Annotated in this window: 23 protein-coding genes; 22 read left to right on the top strand and 1 reads right to left on the bottom strand. The window is 32.7% G+C overall.

Translation table 11 applies throughout. From position 1 onward, the window contains the following. Positions 1-8 precede the first annotated feature (8 nt). From ricT to C8N26_RS02140, 22 genes are all read left to right on the top strand, one after another. Positions 9-1,442 carry a regulatory iron-sulfur-containing complex subunit RicT gene (ricT, locus tag C8N26_RS02245; protein WP_120185833.1) on the top strand — a complete coding sequence of 478 codons (1,434 nt, stop codon included), beginning with the start codon at positions 9-11 and terminating at the stop codon, positions 1,440-1,442. Beyond that, complete coding sequence (locus C8N26_RS02240) at positions 1,432-1,917, top strand: gliding motility lipoprotein GldH (protein ID WP_081728287.1); 486 nt, start codon at positions 1,432-1,434, stop codon at positions 1,915-1,917. The genes ricT and C8N26_RS02240 overlap by 11 nt, the downstream gene beginning before the upstream one ends. Continuing rightward, on the top strand, positions 1,918-4,203 hold the full coding sequence (locus C8N26_RS02235) for a transglycosylase domain-containing protein (RefSeq protein WP_120185832.1): 2,286 nt from the start codon (positions 1,918-1,920) through the stop codon (positions 4,201-4,203). It abuts the gene before it with no gap. A 30-nt stretch (positions 4,204-4,233) separates the two neighbouring features. Then, a complete protein-coding gene (locus C8N26_RS02230) occupies positions 4,234-4,935 on the top strand; it encodes a CoA transferase subunit A (RefSeq protein WP_120185831.1) in 702 nt (233 codons plus the stop codon). A 2-nt stretch (positions 4,936-4,937) separates the two neighbouring features. Further along, a complete protein-coding gene (locus C8N26_RS02225; protein ID WP_120185830.1) occupies positions 4,938-5,591 on the top strand; it encodes a 3-oxoacid CoA-transferase subunit B in 654 nt (217 codons plus the stop codon). Between the two features lies 1 nt (position 5,592). Then, complete coding sequence (locus tag C8N26_RS02220) at positions 5,593-5,820, top strand: hypothetical protein (RefSeq protein WP_028891537.1); 228 nt, start codon at positions 5,593-5,595, stop codon at positions 5,818-5,820. A 125-nt stretch (positions 5,821-5,945) separates the two neighbouring features. Further along, positions 5,946-6,707 carry an exodeoxyribonuclease III gene (locus C8N26_RS02215; RefSeq protein WP_028891536.1) on the top strand — a complete coding sequence of 254 codons (762 nt, stop codon included), beginning with the start codon at positions 5,946-5,948 and terminating at the stop codon, positions 6,705-6,707. Between the two features lie 9 nt (positions 6,708-6,716). After that, positions 6,717-8,222 carry a lytic transglycosylase domain-containing protein gene (locus C8N26_RS02210; protein ID WP_120185829.1) on the top strand — a complete coding sequence of 502 codons (1,506 nt, stop codon included), beginning with the start codon at positions 6,717-6,719 and terminating at the stop codon, positions 8,220-8,222. A gap of 28 nt (positions 8,223-8,250) precedes the next feature. Beyond that, positions 8,251-9,243 carry a DUF4837 family protein gene (locus C8N26_RS02205; protein ID WP_120185828.1) on the top strand — a complete coding sequence of 331 codons (993 nt, stop codon included), beginning with the start codon at positions 8,251-8,253 and terminating at the stop codon, positions 9,241-9,243. 115 nt (positions 9,244-9,358) lie between these two features. After that, a complete protein-coding gene (locus tag C8N26_RS02200; protein WP_120185827.1) occupies positions 9,359-10,831 on the top strand; it encodes a DUF5687 family protein in 1,473 nt (490 codons plus the stop codon). Between the two features lie 21 nt (positions 10,832-10,852). Further along, a complete protein-coding gene (locus C8N26_RS02195; RefSeq protein ID WP_028891532.1) occupies positions 10,853-11,548 on the top strand; it encodes an ABC transporter ATP-binding protein in 696 nt (231 codons plus the stop codon). 94 nt (positions 11,549-11,642) lie between these two features. After that, the gene (porW, locus tag C8N26_RS02190; RefSeq protein ID WP_120185826.1) at positions 11,643-13,877 is read left to right on the top strand and encodes a type IX secretion system periplasmic lipoprotein PorW/SprE; all 2,235 of its coding nucleotides are present in this window, start codon (positions 11,643-11,645) and stop codon (positions 13,875-13,877) included. A gap of 20 nt (positions 13,878-13,897) precedes the next feature. Next, positions 13,898-14,305: a bactofilin family protein gene (locus C8N26_RS02185; RefSeq protein ID WP_028891530.1), complete on the top strand. Its 408-nt coding sequence runs from the start codon at positions 13,898-13,900 to the stop codon at positions 14,303-14,305. Further along, a complete protein-coding gene (locus C8N26_RS02180; protein ID WP_028891529.1) occupies positions 14,274-14,504 on the top strand; it encodes an AtpZ/AtpI family protein in 231 nt (76 codons plus the stop codon). The genes C8N26_RS02185 and C8N26_RS02180 overlap by 32 nt, the downstream gene beginning before the upstream one ends. After that, positions 14,497-14,877 carry a DUF6168 family protein gene (locus C8N26_RS02175; protein ID WP_120185825.1) on the top strand — a complete coding sequence of 127 codons (381 nt, stop codon included), beginning with the start codon at positions 14,497-14,499 and terminating at the stop codon, positions 14,875-14,877. The genes C8N26_RS02180 and C8N26_RS02175 overlap by 8 nt, the downstream gene beginning before the upstream one ends. Positions 14,878-15,001: 124 nt before the next feature. Continuing rightward, positions 15,002-16,123, top strand: coding sequence for a F0F1 ATP synthase subunit A (gene atpB, locus C8N26_RS02170; RefSeq protein WP_120186070.1), 1,122 nt, complete (start codon positions 15,002-15,004; stop codon positions 16,121-16,123). A 45-nt stretch (positions 16,124-16,168) separates the two neighbouring features. Further along, positions 16,169-16,357 (top strand): ATP synthase F0 subunit C, encoded by a 189-nt coding sequence (gene atpE / locus C8N26_RS02165; RefSeq protein WP_028891526.1) that lies wholly within the window; start codon positions 16,169-16,171, stop codon positions 16,355-16,357. A gap of 91 nt (positions 16,358-16,448) precedes the next feature. Next, positions 16,449-16,946, top strand: a complete 498-nt coding sequence (locus C8N26_RS02160) for a F0F1 ATP synthase subunit B (protein ID WP_028891525.1) — start codon at positions 16,449-16,451, stop codon at positions 16,944-16,946. Positions 16,947-16,953: 7 nt separating this feature from the next. Further along, the gene (gene atpH / locus C8N26_RS02155; RefSeq protein ID WP_120185824.1) at positions 16,954-17,511 is read left to right on the top strand and encodes an ATP synthase F1 subunit delta; all 558 of its coding nucleotides are present in this window, start codon (positions 16,954-16,956) and stop codon (positions 17,509-17,511) included. 21 nt (positions 17,512-17,532) lie between these two features. Then, positions 17,533-19,113, top strand: coding sequence for a F0F1 ATP synthase subunit alpha (gene atpA, locus C8N26_RS02150; protein ID WP_120185823.1), 1,581 nt, complete (start codon positions 17,533-17,535; stop codon positions 19,111-19,113). Between the two features lie 62 nt (positions 19,114-19,175). Beyond that, entirely contained in the window at positions 19,176-20,036 is an 861-nt protein-coding gene (atpG, locus tag C8N26_RS02145; RefSeq protein ID WP_120185822.1) for an ATP synthase F1 subunit gamma, read from the top strand. Between the two features lie 107 nt (positions 20,037-20,143). Further along, positions 20,144-20,902, top strand: a complete 759-nt coding sequence (locus tag C8N26_RS02140) for a hypothetical protein (protein ID WP_147418473.1) — start codon at positions 20,144-20,146, stop codon at positions 20,900-20,902. 50 nt (positions 20,903-20,952) lie between these two features. Here the strand turns inward: C8N26_RS02140 and C8N26_RS02135 are convergent, their stop codons facing one another. Beyond that, positions 20,953-22,014, bottom strand: a complete 1,062-nt coding sequence (locus C8N26_RS02135; RefSeq protein WP_120185820.1) for a zinc metalloprotease — start codon at positions 22,012-22,014, stop codon at positions 20,953-20,955. Between the last annotated feature and the right edge of the window lie 32 nt (positions 22,015-22,046).

Below are 22,046 nucleotides of genomic sequence, written 5' to 3'. Positions count from 1 at the left end.
ACTATTGTATGAGTTGTAGCAGTTGCTCAACTAACAAAGACGGTGTGCCTAAAGGATGTAAGAGCAATGGAAATTGTGCAACAGGTACTTGTGGAAGCGGAAATAAGCTTGCTGTTTTTGATTGGTTATCGAATATGACTTTACCTACGGGTGAAGCACCATTTAATATTTTTGAAGTCCGTTTTAAAAACGGTCGAAAACACTTTTATAAAAATCCTGAAAACCTAACCATTTCCATGGGAGATGTGGTTGCGGTAGAAGGTTCATCGGGTCACGATGTAGGAGTAGTTTCTTTAGCAGGAGAACTTGTGAGAGTTCAAATGAAAAAGAAGAAAATTACTGTAGATAGTGAGGAAGTAAAGAAAATTTACAGAAAAGCTTCACAAAAAGACATCGATGTTTGGCAAGAAGCTAGAGGAAGAGAGCCAGAAACACAACGAAAAGGAAGAGAAATTATCAGTCGTTTAGGGTTGAAAATGAAACTTTCAGATGTTGAATACCAAGGAGACGCAACCAAAGCTACTTTTTATTATACAGCCGATGATCGTGTAGATTTTCGTCAGTTAATTCGTGATTTAGCAAGCGCTTTTTCTATTCGTGTAGAAATGCGTCAGGTAGGTATGCGTCAAGAAGCAGCTCGTTTAGGGGGTGTAGGGTCTTGTGGTAGAGAGCTATGTTGTTCTACTTGGTTAACCGATTTTAGAAAAGTAAATACTGCTGCTGCTAGGTATCAGCAATTGTCGCTAAATCCGTTAAAATTAGCAGGACAATGTGGTAAGTTAAAATGCTGTTTAAACTATGAATTAGACACGTATTTAGATGCGTTACAAAGCTTCCCAAAGCAAGATAAAGTTTTAAAAACAGAAAAAGGAGATGCCGTTTTTGTAAAAATGGACATCTTTAAAAAATTACTTTGGTATACTTATAAAGAAGAAAGTTTCAAATGGTATAAATTATCGTTAGATCAAGTTCAAGAGATTATTGAATTAAATAAAAATAATGAACTTGCTTTGCCGTTAGAAGAATATGAATTAGAGATAGCAGAGGAAACTCCGATAGATTTTGAAAATGTTGTAGGTCAAGATAGTTTAACACGTTTTGATACTCCTAAAAAAGGTCGAAATAACAGAAGAAGGCCAAAAAAACCTGTAAACAAAAAAACAGAGAATCAGGCTTCTATTCCTAAAACGACAAAGAAACCTCAAGCTAAGCAGGTAAAAAAGGTAGAAGGAGAACCGAAACCAGAGAAAAAAAGAGTTGACAATAGAAAGCCAAGACCTAAAAATAATCCTAGAAATAGGAAACCAAAACCAGAAGGAGGTACAACAGAAAAGCCAACTCAAGGACAACAAAAAAAACCTAGAAACCCGAGAAGAAGGAATAATAACCAACGTAAAAAGAACAATAGCGATACTAAAAACAACCCCAATAATGAGAACTAAAATTGGTTTACTTTTTTTTATAGCTACACTAATTGTATCGTGTAATTCAAATAGTGATTTTGATGAGTATGTGGCACTTCCAAAAAGTGCTTGGCATAGAACCAATACAATACAATTTACTTTTCCAGTTAATGATTCAATAAATAAAAAAAACCTTTTTATAAACCTTAGAAATAATAAAGATTACGAGTACAGTAATCTTTTCTTAATAACACAAATGAATTTTCCAGACGGTCAAGTTATTGTAGATACTTTAGAGTATGATATGGCAGATGTTACAGGAAAATTTTTAGGACAAGGTTTTTCAGATATTAAAGAGAATAAACTTTTTTATAAAGAAAACATAACATTTCCAAGCACAGGAGATTATACCTTTAAAGTTCGTCAAGCTATGCGAAAAAATGGAGAAGTTCAAGGCATAGAAGAACTGGAAGGAATTACTCATGTAGGATTTAGAATTGAAAAAACACAATAAATGACAAAGAAAAAAACAGCAAATTTTAGTAAGTATATTAAATGGTTTTGGGGTATTATTATTGGAGGCTTTCTAACATTAGGTCTTCTTTTTTTGCTGGCCTCATGGGGGGTATTTGGTGCGTTACCTACTTTTGAAGAATTAGAAAACCCTAAAAGTGATTTAGCAACAGAAGTAATTTCGTCAGATGGAAAAACTTTAGGGAAATACTATGTAAATGCAAATAGAACTCCAATTCAATATAAAGATTTACCAGAAAATTTAATTAAAGCGGTAGTTGCTACTGAAGATGAACGTTTTTATGAGCATTCAGGAATCGATTTTAGAGGAACTGCTAGAGCAGTTGCCAATTTAGGAAGATCAGGAGGAGCAAGTACAATAACACAACAGTTAGCTAAAAACTTATTTAATAGAGGTGGGTCTAGCAATATTTTTAAAAGACTATCACAAAAACTTAAAGAATGGGTAGTAGCAGTTAAATTAGAGCGTCAATATACCAAAGAAGAAATAGTAACAATGTATTTTAATACTCAAGACTTCATCTTTAATGCAGTAGGTATCCGTTCAGCAGCTCGTATTTATTTTGGAAAAGAACCTAAAGATTTAGACTTACAAGAGTCTGCTATTTTAGTGGCAATGTTAAAAAACCCAAGGCAGTTTAATCCACATAGAGAACGTTCAAAAGCGAAATCGTTAGTTCGTAGAAATGTTGTGTTTGCTCAAATGGAAAAAAATGGGTTTATAACAGAACAACAAAAAGATTCATTACAAAAGTTACCTTTAAAAATAAATTTCACTCCTGAAAGTCATAGTGATGGTTTGGCAACCTATTTTAGAGAGCATTTACGAAATTATTTAAAAGATTGGGCAAAAGAACACCCTAAGGCAAATGGTGAAGAGTATAATATTTATAAAGATGGATTAAAAATTTATACAACGATTGATTCGCGTATGCAACAATACGCAGAAGAAGCTGTAGTAGAACATATGTCTAATCTTCAAACGTATTTTGATAAAGAGCAAAAGCGTAACAAAACAGCTCCTTTTTATGATATAGATAAGAGAGATATAGAAAGAATTTTACGAAGAGCTAAACTAAACTCAGATCGTTACAAACGAATGAAGGCCGAAGGTAAATCTGAAAAGGAAATAGATAAGGTATTTAATACCGCAACAGATATGCGAATTTTCACATGGAAAGGTGAACGTGATACAGTGATGACACCTTATGATTCTATTCGACATTATAAATATTTCTTACGTTCAGGTTTAGTATCTATTGAACCGCAAACAGGTCATATTAAAGCTTGGGTTGGTGGTATTAACCATAAGTATTTTAAATACGATGCAGTAGAGCAACAAAAAAGGCAAGTAGGTTCTACCTTTAAACCTTTTGTGTATGCTACAGCAATTAATCAATTAAAAATGTCTCCTTGTGATAAGTTACCTAACACACCATATACTATTCCTAAGGAAAAATATGGAATGCCAGAAGACTGGACACCAAAAAATGCGGGAGGTAAATATGGAGAAGAGTTAACCTTAAAAGATGCTTTAGCAGGTTCTGTAAACGTAATCACTGCACAGTTAATAGACAAAGTCTCACCAATAAATGTGGTACGATTAGCAGAGTCTGCAGGAATAAAATCTAAATTAGAGGCAAATCCGTCTATTGCATTAGGTGCTATTGAATTATCATTAATGGAAATGGTAAGTGCGTATTCAACTTTTGCAAATAAAGGATTACGTGTAAGTCCACTAATGGTTACTCGAATAGAAGACAAAAACGGAACTGTTTTACAAGAGTTTGTCCCTGAAACCAAAGAGGTACTAAGTGAAGAATCAGCCTATGTAATACTAGATTTAATGCAAGGAGTAACAAGGGCAGGTTCGGGTGCAAGGTTACGATCTAATTATACGAATGCAGGAGATGCTGCTACTGGTTTTCCTTATGGGTTTACCAACCCTATAGCTGGTAAAACTGGTACTACTCAAAATCAATCTGATGGTTGGTTTATGGGAATAGTCCCAAATCTAGCAACAGGTGTTTGGGCTGGAGGAGAAGACAGAGCAACACACTTTGCAGGATTAAGATATGGTCAAGGAGCAACAATGGCACTTCCTACTTGGGGAATTTTTATGAGAAAGTGTTATGAGGACAAGACCTTAGATGTAAGCAATGGAAGTTTTGAAAAACCAAAAGATATAAGTATTAATTTGGATTGTTCAAAAGTAGATTCTTCGAAAGAAGGAGAAGAAGAGAAACTTGACGATACGGATTTTTAGTAACGAAGCTTTAAAACAACAACTATAATAATGATAAATAAAAAAGTAAATAACGTACAAGAAGCATTAGAAGGTGTAAAAGACGGAATGACTTTTATGTTAGGAGGATTTGGTTTATGCGGTATTCCTGAAAATGCTATTGCAGAGTTAGTTAAAATAGGAGTAAAAAATGTTACTTGTATTTCTAATAACGCAGGAGTTGATGATTTTGGCTTAGGATTATTATTACAAAATCGTCAAATAAAAAAAATGATTTCTTCTTATGTAGGAGAAAATGATGAATTTGAGCGCCAGATGTTATCAGGAGAGTTAGAAGTTGAATTAACTCCACAAGGAACTTTGGCTGAAAAATGTAGAGCAGCGCAAGCAGGTTTTCCAGCATTCTATACCCCAGCAGGTTATGGTACAGAAGTAGCAGAAGGAAAAGAAACTCGTGAGTTTGATGGAAAAATGTATGTGTTAGAACCAGCGTTTAAAGCAGATTTTGCTTTTGTAAAAGCATGGAAAGGAGATGCTGCTGGAAACTTAATTTTTAAAGGAACCTCAAGAAACTTTAATCCAAATATGTGTGGAGCAGCTACCATTACTGTCGCTGAAGTTGAAGAGTTAGTTCCAGTAGGAGAATTAGATCCAAATCAAATTCATATTCCAGGAATTTTTGTACAACGCATTTTCCAAGGAGAGAAATATGAAAAGAGAATTGAACAACGAACTGTAAGACAAAGAAGCTAGTTATGTTAGATAAAAACGGAATCGCGAAAAGAATCGCAAAAGAAGTAAAAAACGGATATTATGTAAATCTTGGTATCGGAATTCCAACACTAGTAGCCAACTTTGTTCGTGATGATATTGAGGTAGAATTTCAATCAGAAAATGGTGTTTTAGGTATGGGGCCTTTTCCTTTTGAAGGAGAAGAAGATGCTGATATTATCAATGCAGGAAAACAAACCATCACCACTATGCCAGGGGCGAGTTTTTTTGACTCGGCAATGAGTTTTTCAATGATTCGAGGAAAGCATGTTCACCTAACTATTTTAGGAGCAATGGAGGTTGCAGAAAATGGTGATATTGCGAACTGGAAAATACCAGGAAAAATGGTAAAAGGAATGGGTGGAGCAATGGATTTAGTAGCTTCAGCAGATAATATCATCGTAGCGATGATGCATACCAATAAAGCAGGAGAATCTAAACTATTAAAAAGATGCTCACTGCCATTAACAGGTGTAGGATGTGTTACAAAAATTGTAACCAACTTAGCAGTATTAGAAATTAAAGACAATAAATTTTACTTGTTAGAAAGAGCTCCAGGAGTATCTGTTGAAGAAATTCAAGCGGCTACTGAAGGTACTTTAATAGTGGAAGGAGAAATTCCTGAGATGGATATTTAATATGAAGTTCTTAGCAAAAAATAGTTTTATCATAGTTTTTGCAATTATATTTATAGGAAGTGCAATTCTAGATAAGATTTTTCACGTTGATAATTTTCTTATTAGGCTTATAATACTAATCCCTATAGGGATGCTTCTTTCTCCAAGAAAAAAGAAGATTCAAACCCAAACAGGAGAAAAAACACAAATCACTTGGTTTCTTTTAAAAGAACCAATCATTCTAGACTAAACTTTTTCTTAATAATTAAGAAAATATCAAATAGAGCTTGTCGAAGTTTTATACTTTTCGGCAAGCTTTTCAAATAAAATAAAAAAGCAATATTTTTACCCTGAGGTTAAATTAAAAGAAGTTTAATGAAAATAATTTCATACAACGTAAACGGAATACGTGCGGCATTAAAAAAAGGATTTATCGATTGGTTACAAGCAGCAAATCCTGATGTAATATGTATTCAAGAAACCAAAGCGCACAAAGAACAATTAGATGTAACTGAATTTGAAAATGCAGGATACCCTTTTCACTATTGGTTTTCAGCAGAGAAAAAAGGATACTCATCAGTCGCAATTTTTTGTAAAGAAGAACCAAATCATGTAGAGTACGGAACAGGAATCGAGTCAATGGATTTTGAGGGAAGAAATCTTCGTGTAGATTTTGACGGGGTGTCTGTAATGAGTATGTATTTACCTTCAGGAACTAACAGTGATCGCTTAGATTATAAGTTCAATTATATGGATGAAATTCTTGAGTATGCTACTGAATTGAGAAAAGAAATTCCGAATTTAGTTATTTGTGGAGATTATAACATTTGTCATGAAGAAATAGATATTCATAACCCAAAAATGAAAGGAGTTTCAGGATTCTTACCTGAAGAACGTGAGTGGTTAGGAAAGTTTATAAATAGCGGTTTTATCGATAGTTTCCGTCATATACATCCGGAAAAACAAGAGTATTCATGGTGGAGTTATCGAGCAAATGCCAGAGCAAATAACAAAGGTTGGCGTATTGATTACAATATGGTAACTGAACCATTGAAAGATAAAATTTCAAGAGCGTATATTTTACCTGAAGCTAAGCATTCAGACCACTGTCCGATTGCTGTTGAATTAGATTTATAAAAAACTAAAATGAAAAAATTACTAACACTACTCCTTTTTACAACCTCAATCATAGCACAACAACCAAACGATAGTCTTTTGGTCGTTAAAGATAGCATTGATGTTAAACTCATTGTAAAAGACTCTGTAAATTATCAAGAATTATTCTCTACGGAAGATTTAAAAATGATTGATAGCTTATTGATAGAAGAAAAATTTAATTCTTCATTGTTTGATAGCATCCAATATGTTCTTAATGATAAAGATATTCTAGCTAATACAACAACAGTACTAACAACGGAATTATTAAAGAAAAGGTTACACGATTTAAATGTAAAAACTCCTTTTCATTTAGAATATAATCCTGCGTTAGAAAAGGTAATTAATAGTTACTTAAAGCATAGAAAGAAATATTATCCAGCTTTAATGGCACGTGCTAAATATTACTTTCCAATGTTTGAACGATACTTAGATCAGTACGACATTCCTTTAGAAATGAAGTATTTGGCAATTGTAGAATCTGCACTTCGCCCAGATGCTCGTTCTTGGGTAGGAGCTACTGGTTTATGGCAATTTATGTATGGAACAGGAATTCAGTTTGATTTAAAGGTCAATTCGTATGTAGATGAACGTCAAGACCCTGTAAAATCTACCATTGCAGCATGTCAATACTTAAGTCAATTATATAAGATTTTTGGCGATTGGGATTTGGCTTTAGCAGCATATAATTCAGGGCCAGGAAATGTTTCAAAAGCAATAAAACGTTCTGGAGGTTATAAAAATTATTGGAATATTCGTCCATTTTTACCTACAGAAACAGCAGGATATGTTCCTGCATTTTATGCAACAATGTATATTTTTGAGTATGCAGATAAACATCATATTTATCCTGAATCTCCAAAAATTTACCATTTTGAAACAGATACAATTCGTGTAAAAAGAACCATTAGTTTTGATCAAATTTCTGAAAAAACAGGTATTAATTCTGATTTATTATCATTTTTAAACCCATCTTATAAGATAGATATCATTCCATATGTAAAAGAAAAAAACTATGCTGTTCGATTACCTCGAAGAGACATGATTGAGTTCTTAGAAAAAGAAGAAGAAATCTATGCATTAGCTAACGAAGATGATGCTAAAAGAGAAAAACCACTACCTAAGTACTTTGAAATGGACAAACGTATTCGTTATAAAGTTAGAAGTGGAGATTATTTAGGAAAAATAGCAAATAAGTTTGGTGTAAGAGTTAGCGATATTAAAAGGTGGAATGGTTTACGTACACATCACTTAAAAATAGGTCAACGATTAACTATTTACCCAAAGAGAATGGCAATACCGAAAGAAGTATCAAAGAAGAAGGTAGAGACTCCAAAAGGTAAACACGAAGTTTATGTTGTTAAAGATGGAGATTCCTTATGGACCATTTCAAAAAAATATCCTGCAGTTTCTATCGAAGAAATTAAAAAATGGAACAATATTTGGAGTGCTAAAAGTTTAAAGCCAGGAATGAAGCTTAAAATTTTTAAAAGTTAAAACCAAACTATTTTAAATCATATCAACTATGAATAAACTATTAACCTTTTTTGCATTGATTTTTATTACAATATCATGTAAAACAGAAGGAGGGAAAGATAATTATGTTTTGCCAACATCTACAGGTAACACCAATAAGATTTTGGTAGTTATAAAAGGGGTTGATTGGGAAGGAAGAATTGGAGATGAAATTCGTACTGTTTTTGGAGAGCATCAGGTAGGTTTACCACAACCAGAAACACTACTGTCAGTTAGCCAAATAGACCCTACAGGTTATAAAGGTTTTATAAGAAATGCAAAGGCTGTTTTAATAGTTAGAGAAGGAGAAAAAGAAAAAATAGCAGTTGAAAAAAATAAATATGCTCAACCTCAAATATTAATTTACGCAACAGCAAAAGATAAAGATGGTATCGTAAATTTAATTCGTAATAGAGGAAAAGAAATTACGCAGTTATTTAAAGATGAGGATATTAAATTTACTCAAAGAATTTTTAATAAAGAAAAAGTAGATGAGAGTAAATTTAAAACAATTAAAAATTTAGGGGTTACAATTACTATTCCTAAAAGGTACAATTTAGTCGAAGATACAGGTGATTTTTTATGGTTACGTCAACACTTAAAAAGCGGAATTGCCAGAGGAGATGGATCAAATAATATATTAGTATATAGTTATCCGTTGAAAGACGAAGCTAAAGTAGCTGATAATATCACTAAGATGAGAGATGTTATTGGTGAAAAATACATTCCTGGAAGCAAAGAAGGAATGTACATGATTACAGAACAAGCATATACACCGTTTACGTATGATGCAGAAATAGATGGAAAAAAAGCATATGAAACAAGAGGTAAATGGGAAGTGAAAAATGATTTTATGGCAGGGCCATTTATTAACTACACGATAGTTGATAAAGAACACAACCGAGTAATTGTATTTGAAGGGTTTACTTATGCACCCTCTGTAAATAAAAGAGACTTTATTTTTGAACTTGAAGCAATTGGAAAGTCGTTAAAAATAAAATAACTTTTTACGGTATAAGAAATAAGAAAAAGCATCAATTTTTAAATTGATGCTTTTTTTATGTAACAAAATTAAGTGACAATAGACTTATAAAACAATCAACCAAATTAGTAACCAAATGATTGCACATTTTTTTAAACTTGAGTGGAAACAATTTTTTCGCTCCTCTTATTTTGGGAAAAGTATTGCGCTAAAAATTATCATGGGCTTTTTTGCCTTATATATGTTAGCTTCTTTTTTAATGATAGGTTTAGGAGGTTATTTTTTTATTAAAAAAGAATACCCAAATACTGACCCTTTGTTTTTTGTAAATGGAATTATCATTTTCTTGTTAGTTGCTGATTTAATTTTCCGCTATTTAATGCAAAAACTTCCTGTGTTGAATATTAAACCATTTCTTGGATTACCTATAAGAAAGGAAAAGTTAGTGCATTTCGTGTTAGGAAAGTCAGCATTTTCGTTTTTCAACTTCATGCCGTTATTTTTCTATATTCCTTTTTCAATAGTACTAATAGGACAAGGTTACAATACTATAGGGGTTATAGGTTGGTTGTTTTTAATGATTACATTAGTGTTAAGTGCAAACTATCTCAATTTCTTAATCAATAAAAACAACTATGCATTAGGAATAATGGTTGCTGTTTTAGCGCTGTTGTTTTTGGTAAACAAATACGAAATTTTCAATATTACTGAGTTTTTTGCACCTGTTTTTCAATCAGTATATAGCAACCCAATATTAGCTCTTTTAGGAGTGCTTTTGCTTACAGGATTGTATTATTTGAACTTTAAACTTTTACGAAGTAAAGTATATTTAGATGATGTTATTAAAAGTAAAGAAGAAGTAGCTAGTACTACTGATTTATCTTTTATTGATAGTTTAGGAGATGTAGCGCCGTTTATAAAAAATGACATCCGACAAATTTGGAGAAACAAACGTACTAAAACAGTATTTTTTATGTCGTTTTTATTTCTTTTTTATGGAGCAATCTTCTTCGGACAAGAGATGTATCGAGAAAAAATGCCTGCTTTTTTAGTCTTCGCAGCAATATTTATTACTGGGGGATTTACACTTAATTATGGTCAATTTATTCCTGCTTGGGATAGTGAATATTACAAGATGCTTATGAGTCAAAATATTCGTTATCGAAAGTTTTTAGAAAGTAAATGGTACTTAATGGTTGTAGTATCGGCAGGGTTATACCTTTTAAGCATTCCATATTTATATTTTTATGGATTAGATATCTTTTTGATGATTACTGCTGGAGCTATTTTTAACATCGGGTTCAATTCTTTGTTTTTACTATTTGCCGGTGCATTCAATAAAAAACGAATCGACTTAAATAAAAGCGGATTTTCAAACTATCAAGGAACTAGTGCAACACAGTTTTTAATTATCATTCCTATTATGGGGGTTCCAATGTTCTTATTTTGGATTTTTAACAAGTTTGTAGGGTTCAATTCAGGTGTTTTAGCAATCGCTATAACAGGAGCAATCGCTTTAGTGTTCAAAAATTACTTTATGAATAGAATAGAAAAGAGATACATTAAAAACAAATATGCTGCAATACACGCATTCAGCCAAAAATCATAACCAACCTTAAAAGAATTAAAAATGATTTCAATACAAAATATTTCAAAAACCTACGGAACAGCACAAGTTTTAAACCTTGAAAGTATAGAAATCCCTAGCGGACAATCTTTCGGATTGGTAGGAAATAACGGAGCAGGAAAAACTACTTTATTTAATTTGTTGTTAGACTTAATTCGACCTACTACTGGAGAAATTGTGAATAATGAAGTAGTAGTGAATAAAAGTGAAGATTGGAAAACTTTTACAGGATCATTTATTGATGAGTCTTTTTTAATAGGTTACTTAACACCTGAGGAATATTTTGATTTTGTAGGAGATTTACGCGGAATGAACAAAGCTGATATTCAAGACTTCTTAACTGAGTTTGAAGAATTTTTTAATGGTGAAATCTTAGGAAAGAAAAAGTATTTACGAAGTCTAAGCAAAGGAAATCAGAAAAAGGTAGGTATTGTTGCTGCAATGATGGGGAATCCGCAAGTAGTAATTTTAGATGAACCTTTTGCAAACTTAGATCCAACTACGCAAATCAGATTAAAAAAACTAATTAAAAAATTGACTGAAAATAACGAGGTAACCGTGTTAATTTCTAGTCACGATTTAAGTCATGTTACCGAAGTTTGCGAGCGTATAGTGGTTTTAGATAAAGGAAACCTAGTAAAAGACATTCACACATCACAAGAAACATTACAAGAGTTAGAAAGCTATTTTTCTATTTAAAATAGGGTTAAAATCACCTTATAATTATTATTTTTACCTTTTTACGTACAAAAAAGACAATTATAACGTTGTTGTACAGTAAAAGCTTTATTTTATGAAAAAAGGGGGCAAGATAATAGTATTCAGTGTTTTAGTAGCTATCGTGTATTCGTGTAGTGTTAAAAAGGATGCTTTTTTAAATAGAAGCTATCACGCTGTTACTACCAAATACAATGTGCTTTTTAATGGCGAACAGGCGTATTTAAAAGGCCTTGAAGAAATTCAAGAAAAACATGAAGATAACTTTTGGAAACGTTTACAAATTGAACCCATCACATTTGATGAGAGTACAATAGATGCTAAGGTACTAACTCCAGGTACAGGATTTAACGCAGGTGAAGAAGACGAAGAAAATAAAAACCTTACTCCTTTTGAAAAAGCAGAAGAAAAGGCTGTAAAAGCAATTCAAACCCACTCTATGAATATTAATGGGTACGAAAAAAACAGTCAAATAGATGATGCTTACCTTTTGTTAGGAAAATCAAGATACTACACACAGCGATTTATTCCAGCGTTAGAGGCGTTTAACTACGTTATAGTAAATTACCCTAAAGCAAATTTAAATTACGAAACCAGAATTTGGAGGGCTAAAGCAAACATTCGTTTAGGTAATGAAAAAAGAGCGATACAAACGTTACGATTGTTGTTAGACGTTTTAGACGAAACGGAAAAGATAGGAAAATCTACTAAAGAGCAAGCCTATACAGCTATGGCAATGGCGTATGAGCAAACAGATACAATTCAAAAAGTAGTGGATTATTTAAAGTTAGCAACTACTACAAATTATAACAAAGAGCAAACGGCTAGAAATATGTTTGTTTTAGGGCAAGTGTATAGTGAATTAGATAGAAAAGATTCTGCTCGAATGGTATTTAAAAAATTAGCTGAAAGTAGAAGAGCTCCAGATAGATTTCGTATTAGAGCAGAAATAGAATACGCTAAAAATACTCCGAATGATTCAGCATCTATAGTGGTGTTAGCAAGAATGAAAAAACTTATAAAAAACACAGACAATCGCAAGTTTTTAAATGCACTGTATTATCAAGCAGGAGTTTTAGAAGAAGGAAGAAATAATCAAGAAAAAGCAGCTGAATACTATAAAAGATCACTACAAGCAAAGCATAATAATAACTATCAAAAAACTTATGCCTACGAACGTTTGGCAGATATGGCTTTTGAAAAAGAAGATTACCTACTAGCAGGCTCATATTACGATAGTGTAATGCAAGTAGTTTCTAAAGAATTTGATCAAGAAAAAAGAATTCGAAGAATTCGAAGAAAAAATAAAGGACTTACTGCCTTAAGAAAGTATGAAGAAACGGTGAAGAACAACGATAGTATTCTTCAATTAGTAGCCATGACTTCAGATGAAAGAACTTCTTTTTTTGAAAGCTATATTGAAAAAATCAAAAAAGAAGACGAAGAAAAACAACAACAATTGTTAAATGCACAAAATTTTGGAAATAGTTTTGGAGGAGGTGCTTCAATAAATAGTTCAGCAAATAAGGGAAAATGGTACTTCTACAATACACAAGCTCTTAATTTTGGAAGAGGAGAGTTTCAGAAAGTATGGGGAACACGTCCATTGGAGGATAATTGGAGGTTATCAGATAAATCAATAAACACTATTGACAACACATTAGCAAATACAGAAGAAACAAAAGTAAATACAAGATATCAACTTTCTACTTATATAGATGCTATTCCGACCGATGAACAAACAATTACAAATTTAGTTTTGGAGCGTAATGATGCATTGTATCAATTAGGGTTGATTTACAAAGAGCAGTTTATAAACCATACACTAGCTATTAAGAATCTAGAGCGTTTAAGAGAAGTAAGTGCCGATGACAAGTTAGAGCTACCTATAAGCTATCATTTATATCAAATTTATAAAGAACAAGGAGATTTAGTAAAATCTAATGAGTATAAGAACACCATTTTACAAAAGTATCCTGAAACAACTTTTGCTCAAATAATTAAAAATCCAGATGTAAAGTTAGTAGTGGAGAAAAAAGAAGATGAAATTTTAAACAAGTATAAAGAAGTTTACTATTTGTATAAAGAGAATAAATTTGAAGAAGCTGTTAATGAGATAGATAATTTTTCGTCTACACTGCAGAATTCAAATTTAATTCCTAAATTCGCACTCCTAAAAGCCCTAGCTATAGGTAAATATCAAGATAAAGAAACCTACAAGAAAGCGTTAGAATTTGTTGCGGTTAGTTATGCAACTACCGAAGAAGGTAAAAAAGCAAAAGAAATCATAGAACAATTAAATAAAACATAAATCCCTTAAATTCCCCGAATATGTTTGGTAAAGAGAGTAAAAAAGCCGGAGAAAACAAAGTTGCAGAAAGAAATATTATAGGAAAGAACACTAAAATTACTGGAGAAATCATTTCAGAAGGAGATTTTAGAATTGACGGTACTTTAGAAGGAACAATAGTTACAAATGGTAGAGTAATTATTGGTGGTTCAGGTCTTATCAAAGGAAAAGTAGAATGTACTGATGCTGATATTGAAGGGAAATTTTCTGGAGAGTTATTAGTTTCAAATGTACTTACCGTTAAATCAACAGCAAATATAAATGGTGATGTGGTTATAGGTAAGCTTTCTGTAGAGCCAGGAGCTGAGTTTAACGCAACTTGTGCCATGAGAGGAGCGGTAAAAGAATTAAATAAAAATGAGCAAGGACTCAAAGAAAAATCCGCTTAATAAATACATACGATTCACAGGAATCGCACTTCAAATGGGCTTAACCATTTATCTAGGAAGTTTACTAGGTGAATGGTTGGACCAAAAATATCCAAACGACAGTGAACTTTATACAAAAATTTGTACACTTGCAGCGGTTTTTGGTGCCATATATTCTGTAATACGCCAAGTAATTAAGATAACCGATAATAATGGGTAAACGAATACTAATATTTTCTTCTATCATCTTAGTTTTAGGGATAGGAGGCTTTTTTTTAAATAGCTTTTTACTTTCTAACGCAGAAGTAACACTTTCTTTTTCGGTGTTACAAGTATATTGCTTTAATGTTATAGCAACCATTTTAATTTATGCTTTAATAGAGTGGGTATTGGGGTATTTACCTAATGAAACAGGGTACCTGTATTTAGGAATGTTAATGGTGAAATTTGGTATTTTTATTTTGTTGTTTCAAAAGAGTATTTTCTCAGAGGCAGGGTTAACAACTCCTGAAAAAGCCACCTTATTAATTCCTATTATGGTATTTTTAGCTATTGAAACTATAGCGCTTTCAAAAATACTTAACGCTAAATAGATGAACTGTTTAAGGTATAGCACAGACTTCTTTAAAACTAAGAAAAAAAAGGGTTTGTAGTTTTAATTAAATGTGTACCTTTGCAGCGAAATTTACAGACCCAAAATCTATATTTAGTAAAGGTATGATGGTAGCAAACAGAACTATCAAGTTTTTAACACTTTTGACACTTGTGTTTTCATCGTTAACTGCATTTGCAGGTGGAGGCGATACAACTTCCAATGATAATGGTAGAGTTAACACTAAAGAATCGATAGACGCTTATATTAAGCATCACTTAGCAGACTCGCATGATTTTGCACTTTTTTCTTACACAAACAATGCGGGAGAACGTAAACATATTGGGTTTCCGTTGCCAGTAATTGTTTGGACAAGCGAAGGGTTAAGAGTTTTTATGTCTTCAGAATTTCATCACAATGATGACGGTGCTGTTGTCTTAGAAAAAGATGGAGTTAAGTTAACGAAAATTCATAGTAAAATATATGAATTAAATGCAGGAGAAGAAGCAGTTGCTTTTGATGAGGAACACCACGCTACAAATGCACAAAAAGTATTAGATTTATCTATTACTAAAAGTGTTTTTGGTATGCTGTTCGCAGGTTTGTTAATGTTCTTCGGATTTAGAAGTTTAGCTTCAGGGTATAAGAAAGGGCCAATCCCAACAGGAGCAGCACGTATATTAGAGCCTTTAGTATTATATGTAAGAGACGAAATTGCACGTCCTAATATCGGTGAGAAGCATTACCGTAAGTTTATGGGGTTCTTATTAACCGTATTCTTCTTTATTTGGGTGTTAAACTTATTAGGGTTAACCCCGTTAGGGTTTAACGTAACAGGTCAGATAGCAGTAACAGTTTGTTTAGCGTTATTTACTTTCTTTATTGTGCAATTCAGTGGAAATAAAGATTATTGGAAACATATCTTCTGGATGCCAGGTGTGCCGGTATTAATGAAGTTAGTGTTAGCGCCTATCGAGGTGTTAGGTATGTTAACTAAACCATTTTCTTTATTTGTGCGTTTATTCGCGAACATCACCGCAGGTCACTCTGTAGTAATGGGTATCGCAGCGTTGATGATTTTATTAAAAGCAAAGTTTGGAACAGCAGGTGCTACAGGAATTTCTTTCTTCCTAACTTTATTTTTAACTATTATAGAATTATTAGTAGCTTTTTTACAAGCCTATATCTTTACCATGTTATCATCGTTATTCATTGGTATGGCTGTAGAAGAACATGATCATCACTAAGAATTAGAATCAAAAATTTGTTTAATTATATATAAATCAATTATTATGACACTTAATTTAGTTGGAGCAGGATTAATCGTAATCGGAGCAGGATTAGGATTAGGAAAAATCGGTAGTAGTGCAATGGAAGCTATTGCTCGTCAACCAGAAGCAGCTGGTAAAATCCAAACTGCAATGATTATTATTGGAGCATTATTAGAAGGTTTAGCATTCGGTGCTTTACTTTTAGGATAAGCAACAAAACAAAAAAAACAAATTCCTGTAACGGTTGGTTGCAGGAATTGTTTACACAATTAAACAAAAAATACGATAAAAATATATAATAATGGGAATATTTAATGACTTTTCAATAGGGTTGTTTCTTATGCAACTTGTAATCTTAGCTTTATTAATCTTTATAATGGCAAAGTTTGCATGGAAGCCTATTTTGAATGCGTTAAATGAGCGTGAAGAAGGAATTCAAGGAGCTTTAGATGCTGCAGAAAACGCTCGTAAGGAAATGCAAAATTTACAAGCTGATAATGAGCGTTTGTTAAAAGAAGCAAGAGCAGAGAGAGACGCAATGATGAAAGAAGCTCGTGAGATTAAAGATAAAATTATAGCTGACGCTAAGCAAGAAGCAGAAGAGCAAACAACTACAATGATTGATAATGCTAAAGCTACAATAAAACAAGAGCAACAAGCAGCTATCGCTGAATTAAAGAAAACAGTAGGTAATTTATCTATTGAAATCGCTCAAAAGGTTGTAAGAAAAGAATTAGCTTCACAAGACGATCAATTAAAGCTTGTTGAAGGAATGTTAGAAGAGGTTACTTTAAACTAATCAGTAGATGAAAGAAGCAAGAGCAGCACTACGTTACGCAAAAGCAGTTTTAAACTTAGCTAAAGATTCAGGAAGCGAAACTTTAGTAAACGATAACATGAAGTTAATCGTTGATACAATTGCTGAGAGCGATGATTTAGATGTTATGCTTAAAAGTCCTGTAATCAAAGCTGCAGATAAACGTAAGGTTTTAAATGCGCTTTTTGGTGATAAAGTAGATAACATAGTAAAAGGGTTATTTAACTTATTAGAGGAAAATAAGCGCATGGTAATGTTAGAGTCTATTGCTAAGCAATATGCTGTTATATATGATTACCACAAGAACATCAACGTAGCTAAAGTTACTACAGCAGTAGCTTTAACAAAAGAGTTAGAAGATAAAATACAAGCTAAAATTGTTGCCCTTACAGGAAACAATGCAAGTATTGAGAATATAGTAAATCCTGATATTTTAGGAGGATTTATCTTACGAGTTGGAGATGTGCAGTATGATGCAAGTATCTCTAGCCAATTTAATGAGTTAAGGAGAGAGTTTGACAACGGTCATTACATTCCAAAAATTTAATTATACATCAAAAGAAATAAGATGGCAGCAATTAAACCAGCTGAAGTATCAGCAATTTTAAAGGAACAATTAACAAATTTTGAGTCTAAGGCTTCATTAAACGAAGTAGGGACAGTATTACAAGTAGGTGATGGTATTGCACGTGTTTATGGATTATCTAACGTACAATACGGAGAATTAGTAGAATTCGATAACGGATTAGAAGGTATCGTATTAAACTTAGAAGAGGATAATGCAGGTGTTGTATTATTAGGAGCTTCTACTTCAGTAAGAGAAGGATCTACTGTAAAGCGTACAGAAAGAATTGCTTCTTTAAAAGCTGGAGAAGGAATCGTAGGACGTGTTGTTAACACTTTAGGACAACCAATAGATGGTAAAGGGTCAATTCAAGGTGAAACTTTTGAAATGCCTTTAGAGCGCAAAGCACCAGGGGTTATCTTCCGTGAGCCTGTAACTGAGCCAATGCAAACAGGTATCAAATCTATTGATGCAATGATTCCAGTAGGACGTGGTCAACGTGAGTTAATCATTGGAGACCGTCAAACAGGTAAATCAACTGTTGCTATTGATACTATCTTAAACCAAAAAGAATTTTTTGATGCAGGACAACCTGTTTACTGTATCTATGTAGCTATCGGTCAAAAAGCTTCAACAGTAGCAGCTATTGCTAACATGTTAGAAGAAAAAGGAGCGTTAGCTTATACAACTATTGTTGCTGCAAATGCATCTGACCCTGCACCAATGCAGGTATATGCACCATTCGCAGGAGCTGCAATTGGAGAATATTTCCGAGATACTGGTAGACCAGCTTTAATTGTTTATGATGATTTATCTAAGCAAGCAGTAGCTTACCGTGAGGTGTCTTTATTATTAAGAAGACCACCAGGACGTGAGGCATATCCAGGGGATGTATTCTACTTACACTCAAGATTATTAGAACGTGCTGCAAAAGTAATTAACGATGATACAATTGCTGCACAAATGAATGATGTACCTGCTTCGTTAGTAGGAAAAATAAAAGGTGGAGGATCATTAACTGCTTTACCAATTATTGAAACACAAGCAGGAGACGTTTCAGCTTATATTCCAACAAACGTAATCTCAATTACTGATGGTCAGATTTTCTTAGAGTCTGATTTATTCAACTCAGGGGTTCGTCCAGCGATTAACGTAGGTATCTCTGTATCACGTGTAGGAGGATCTGCTCAGATTAAATCAATGAAAAAAGTATCTGGTACTTTAAAGTTAGATCAAGCTCAGTACCGTGAATTAGAAGCATTCGCTAAGTTTGGTTCTGATTTAGATGCAGCTACTTTAAATGTAATTGAAAAAGGTAAGCGTAACGTTGAGATCTTAAAGCAAGCTCAAAACGACCCTTATACCGTAGAAGATCAGGTAGCTATTATCTATGCAGGTTCTAAGAACTTGTTAAAAGATGTACCTGTAAACAAGGTGAAAGAATTCGAAAAAGATTATTTAGAGTATTTAAATGCGAAGCACAGAGATACTTTAGATACTTTAAAAGCAGGAAAATTAACTGATGAAGTAATTGATACTTTAAGAGACGCTGCTAAAGAAATTTCAGCTAAATTTTCAGCTTAATAAAAACAAAAAAGGCATCCCCGTGTAACAACGGGGGTTTTATAAATTTTAAGTTCAAATAAATGGCAAACTTAAAAGAAATACGTAACAGAATTACTTCGATTAAATCAACAATGCAGATTACCTCTGCCATGAAAATGGTATCGGCTGCGAAGTTGAAAAAAGCTCAAGATGCAATTACGGCAATGCGCCCGTATTCATCTAAGCTTACCGAATTATTACAAAGCTTAAGCGCTACTTTAGATAGTGATGCTGGTGGAGTATATTCAACAGAAAGAGAAGTAAATAAAGTATTGTTAGTTAGTATAACTTCAAACAGAGGTTTATGTGGTGGTTTTAACTCATCTATTATAAAAGAAACAGTTAAAACAATCAATGAAAAATATAACAATACTACTGTTGATTTATTAACGATTGGTAAAAAAGGTAACGATATTTTATCAAAAGACTATACAGTTATTGAAAACAGAAACGACATTTTTGATGACTTAACTTTTGATAATGTTGCTGAAGTAGCTGAAAAGTTAATGAATTTATTTGTAGATGGTTCTTACGACAAGATAGAAATTATTTACAACAGGTTTAAAAATGCTGCTACTCAAATAGCAGAGGTAGAGCAATTCTTACCAATTCAACCTGTAGAAGGAGAATCAAATGCTAATTTAGATTACATTTTTGAACCTTCTAAAGAAGAAATTATTTTAGAGTTAATTCCTAAGTCATTAAAAACGCAATTATACAAAGCAATTCGTGATTCATTTGCTGCCGAACACGGTGCTCGTATGACTGCAATGCACAAAGCAACAGATAATGCTACGGAATTACGTAATGAGTTATTATTAACTTATAACAAAGCTCGTCAAGCTGCTATTACAAACGAAATCTTAGAGATTGTTGGTGGAGCAGAAGCTTTAAATAACTAAGAGAAATACCTCGGAATATTCCGAGAATTATTATAAAAAAAGCGAACCAATTTGGTTCGCTTTTTTTTATTTACTATTTTGGTGACAGTTTAACCAAAAAAATTATTATGAAAACGAATTTTAAAAACTTCGCATTTATTGTCTTATCCTCTATTTTTCTTTTTTCATGTCAAACTGAAGACTCTATAGATGATATGTCTCCAAAAATTAAAACAGAAAAATCAAAAGATGAAAGTAACTTAGTCTCTAGGAGTGGAGTATGCTCTTATATTGAAGTGGATAATGAGAGCAAAGACTATATTGGACAGTACAGGACCTATACTGTTGTAGAAAACCATTCTACATATCAATGGTCTATAGAAAATGGTAATTCTGTGCAAATTGTAGGAGCTTCTAATCAAAAGTCGGTAACCTTATATTTTAGTACTGGATTTTCACAAGCAGAAATTAGAGTAGTTTTTGGTGACTGTGACGAAAGATTTACTTTAACAGATACTCGATGTAATGTTGACTGTGTGAATTACCCGACACGACCTTTAGCTTATCCAGTTTATTCAACCTTTGGATCTCCTGTACCCAATAATTATGAGAAAGATAGATTAGGAAGTAACTATATTTGTACAACAACAATAAACAATGAATTATCAGTTCCTTTTGAAAGATGTGCAAGTTATAATTGGTCTATAACACCAGCAGGAAATTTAGGGAAAGTTTTCCCATCACACAATTCGGCAATTGTGGCAGTTACTCAACCAGGTACATACACAGTTACATTAACAACAACTAATGTTGTGGGTTCTAGAGTAGAAAAATTTATATTATATGCAGAAGACTGTAATGCAGTTGGAGACCCTATAGGTTTCTAAATTTTATAAAAGAAAAGCGAACCAATTTAGGTTCGCTTTTTTTATTCTTATTATTCAAAATCGGATGGTAGATAATAATTTTCTAATGTTACAGGGAATAAACCATCTTCGAAAAATTGATTCATAATTCGAGTAGTAACAGGACTAATTCCTGTACTCACACCATTTACTTCATGAGGGTATGTCATATTTGAAGAATGATTATAACCTATTGTATGCCCAATTTCATGAGCTGTAATAAAACCAGTTTCTTTGCGAATATAATCTCTTAGCACATGTTCAGCTAAACCAAAAGTAGCACCACCTCCTAAACCAGAAACATTAACAACTTTACCACAATTGTAACGAGGTTTGTTTAAGATTATATTATAAGCTCCTAATTTTTCGTTTTCAGTTAGCGCAGTTGTACCATCATTTCCTACAATATGTTCACTAATAAATTCATTTTTAAAATTATCTGAGGTAAATACAACACCAAGGTTTATCATTAATCCTGTAAACCTACGAATGTCTTTTGCGCTTATATCTTCAGCCCAATTATTACTTGTATCGTTATTATGATCAAAATCGTGGTACTTTATAACCCATTTTAATTTACGTAAGGCTTTAAGTTTATGAACAATTTTATTGTCACCAGTAAAATCAAATGTAATATGGTTAGGATTAATACCTGTCTCTTCAAAGTTAGATAGGTCAACTATCTCATTGCTGGTATTTAGAAACAAAGAAGTATTACCTATAAACGGATAGTTAATTTCTTGTTTACCATGAGCTCTTATTTTATCAATATTAAAAAGTTTGATCGGTTTATCAATTCCTTCATTTTCTATCACGGCAGTAATTGTGATGTTTTCTAAATCTATTGGAGCAAAATTGGCAACTTCAATGGTTTTGTTATCAATAGGTTTAACACGTATTACCTTACTAATTTCATAAGCTCTCCATTCGGACGTCATAACTTCTTGTGATTCGCCATCTTGAAACATTAGAGTAGAATTCGTTTCAGAATCAAAAGAATAGCTTTGAAGCTTAACATTAGGAATACTTTCTTTGTCGCTACATGATGCTAAGAAAATAGAAGAGCATACAAGAGCTTTAAATAATAATTTCATGTATTAAATATTTGGGGGTTATATTCCGCGAA

The organism is Tenacibaculum lutimaris, from assembly GCF_003610735.1.
Classification (GTDB): domain Bacteria; phylum Bacteroidota; class Bacteroidia; order Flavobacteriales; family Flavobacteriaceae; genus Polaribacter; species Polaribacter lutimaris.
The sequence above is the reverse complement of the archived record's forward strand: the minus strand, read 5'-3'. Positions and strand labels throughout refer to the sequence as shown.